Source organism: Methanobrevibacter sp., from assembly GCF_045116495.1.
Lineage (GTDB): Archaea > Methanobacteriota > Methanobacteria > Methanobacteriales > Methanobacteriaceae > Methanocatella.
The window spans coordinates 1-2,937 of sequence record NZ_JBGULU010000183.1 but is presented as its reverse complement, the minus strand read 5'-3'; the positions used below and the strand labels follow the sequence as shown (position 1 = coordinate 2,937).

The window sequence follows — 2,937 nt, the reverse complement described above, 5'->3', positions numbered from 1 at the left end:
ATAATGGCGATAAGTCTGTCCCAGGGCTTTTTAAATAAAAATTCCCTTGAAACCTTAAGAAAATATCTGACAGTTGAGAAAAACTATATAGATTGTATTATAAGTCTTCCTGATGAGCTTTCAAGACCAAAAAGGCCTGAAGTAATTGTTGTATTTAAGAAAAACAAACTGTCAGATGACATTGTGTTCATTGACCTTTCAAAGGATTATAAGACAATTCAGAGCCATTACTCAGTTTCAGGTTTGTTTAAAAGGAATCTTATATTGACTAACGAAACACAGGATAAGGTCATCTATGCATACAATAAACGCCAAATCATTGATAAATTCTCAAATGTTGTCGCAATCAAGGATTTGGAGAAAAATGAATTTAACCTGTCAACCTCAAGATATGTTGATACATTTGAAGGGGATTTCATACGTCTGGAAGATTTGAAAAACCAGAAAGAGGAAATCACCTCCAACATTAAAAAATTAAATAAAAAAATAGATATGATGATGGATGATTTGGGCATTGATTTCTAAAATACTATTCTCGCTCCTGTCCAGCCATCATCAGGTAATTTTTCGGAGATTTCTTCAGCACCTGTGAAAAATGAGCAGTGTATCAGCTCGTCATGGTAGGTGTAGATTGTTCCGATTCCATCATCGCTTTTTATCTCAAATCTTTTTTCAAGACCTATATTTTTGGCTTCAACAAGCTCGCTTTCAAGGGCATTTGCTATTGTTTTTTTTATCACGTCCATGTTGATTGTAAAAACAGAATCGTTAATGTCTGTGTCAATCAGATAGCTTTTAAGAATCTTTTCATGGTACTGTGAGTAGACATCGGAGTTTATGAGTATTTCAAAACCTTTTATTTCACCCTCCACTATTACGACAACACCAGTCTGACCCTTTTCGATTTTAAATGAGGTTATGAATTCATCCAAATCAGTGTTCAGGTTTTCATAGCTTTCTGACATTGCCTGTGTCGGTGAGTGAAATCCACGTTCCTTTTCAAGATTGTCAATTGAATTCCAGACGGCACTTTGAACGCTTCCGGATGAACGGTTTGCACTCATTGATGCGCAGCGTGTTCTTGAGGTAGCTATAAATTCTGAATTTTTAAATTCATGCTTATATCCCCAACGTCCGTGTTCTGTACAGTTTACAGGAATTTTCATCTCACTTTGAGGCTCAACTAGGATGGTTCCGTTCACTATTCTGTTCTGGTCTCCTCCGATTATTTCTTCACCGTCAATCAGAAGCAATGGAGTAACTGAGCTGTTTTCAACAATTAGTGTGTTTACGGTTGATGTTTCACATTCCTTAACATTGACAAGGCCCAATTCAAAACCTTTTTTTAATGTTATTACGTCATGATTGTAGTTTAAGGGTGTTTTAAGGGGGATTATTGCCATGTTTTTGTGTGTTTGCCCATCTAAAAATTCAATTTCATCAATGCTAATTGTCATTTCCTTCACCTTTGAAGTTTTTTTCTATAAATTCAAGATCTATTTTTCCCAAATTGTCACTTAGGAAGTTAATGTCGCTTTCAGGATTTTCCACTTCTTTGATGTATTCGTCTGAACTTAATATTTTTGCTATTGCAATCTGACCGGTTATGAATTTGATTCTTGCAAAGTATTCGTCGTTTATTTTGTCATATACTCGCCCGGCACTCATGCATCCGGTTACAACGGTGTTGGTGCTGTTTGCAACATATCCTATTTTTCCAAAGTGTCTCATTTCACAGGCTATTGCCTCTGTGTCGTATTTGTTGTCAGGTTCTTTTACCAATTTGACTATTGAATTCAGTTTCAATGGTTTTGTACCATGTAATTTATGGGTTGCAGTAATGGTTATATACATTTATTATCACCTTGTGTATATCTTGTTATTTAAAGTATTTAAATGTTTTCAAAAAACTTATCGATATTTTCGCGATGTCCAATGAAGAGAATCAAATCGTCTTCCAGGAATTTGAAATCCGGTTTCACTTCAATGAAAGTGTCTTCTCCACGAACAACTCCAGTTACCTTCAGACTGTGTTCTTCAAACGGAAATTCATCAAGATGAGCATTCTCACTGACACGCAGAGAGTCGATTTCCAAATCAGTGTATTTGTAATTCAGATATGATGCAATATCTTCGGTTGTCACAGTTCTGAATGCATCGTAGTTGTCGGATCTCAAATCGTTTATAGCATCAGTAATCTCGTCAACGTCCTTGTTGTAATAGTCCAGAATGCGTGTAAACATCATGATACTTGTTTCAAATTCCTTAGGAATGACCTCGTCGGCTCCTGCTTCAATGACTTCATCAATGTTTTTCAGATACTGTGTACGCACAATGATGTGAATGTCAGGATTCAGCCTGCGGGCAGCATCAATTGTTTTGAGTGTTTCATCATATGTTGAAGCGGATATGACGATACATTGGGCTGAGGTAATGTTGAGCTCTTTCAGAACGCTTTCATTTGACGCTCTTCCGAAAATGATTGGAATTCCAAGGGCCTGCTGGTTTTCAACGATTATAGGATTGGTGTCGACAATTCTATATGGGATTTTGAACTCACTACATGCCTTTGCCATCTGCTTTCCGTTAAGACCCATACCGACCAATATTACATGATCTTCAATCTCACGGGCATCTTCCAGTTCTTCGGGCAAACTCTTGAGTTCACTGTCAACTTTAAAGTGGTCGATTTTATTGAATGCCTGAACGATTTTTGGTGTCAGCTTTTCCAGAAATGGGGTTGATGACATTGTAAGTATGCTCACACCCAAAAATATTGAGAAAAACTGGTTTGTCATAAGGCCGTATTTCATACCTTCCTTTGCAAGAACAAATGAAAATTCCCCAATTTGACTTAAAAGAATCGCAATGCTTATGGAAACTTTTGCTGGAAGTTTCAATGCCATTCCGGTTATCAGTGTGGCTGTGAAATTAATC

Annotated in this window: 4 protein-coding genes; 1 reads left to right on the top strand and 3 read right to left on the bottom strand. The window is 36.8% G+C overall.

The genetic code is table 11. The features are described from left to right. The coding region (locus ACJMLH_RS09765) for an N-6 DNA methylase (protein ID WP_405277167.1) at positions 1-525 on the top strand (525 nt) is incomplete at its 5' end. Here the strand turns inward: ACJMLH_RS09765 and ACJMLH_RS09760 are convergent. The 3 genes from ACJMLH_RS09760 to ACJMLH_RS09750 form a co-directional block, all read right to left on the bottom strand. Further along, positions 522-1,457, bottom strand: coding sequence for an ARPP-1 family domain-containing protein (locus tag ACJMLH_RS09760; protein WP_405277165.1), 936 nt, complete (start codon positions 1,455-1,457; stop codon positions 522-524). The two genes, ACJMLH_RS09765 and ACJMLH_RS09760, sit on opposite strands and share 4 nt — an antisense overlap. After that, positions 1,447-1,854: an HIRAN domain-containing protein gene (locus ACJMLH_RS09755; protein WP_405277163.1), complete on the bottom strand. Its 408-nt coding sequence runs from the start codon at positions 1,852-1,854 to the stop codon at positions 1,447-1,449. Before ACJMLH_RS09755 ends, ACJMLH_RS09760 begins: the two co-directional genes overlap by 11 nt. A gap of 38 nt (positions 1,855-1,892) precedes the next feature. After that, on the bottom strand, positions 1,893-2,937 hold a 1,045-nt coding region (locus ACJMLH_RS09750), incomplete at its 5' end, for an NAD-binding protein (protein ID WP_405277161.1).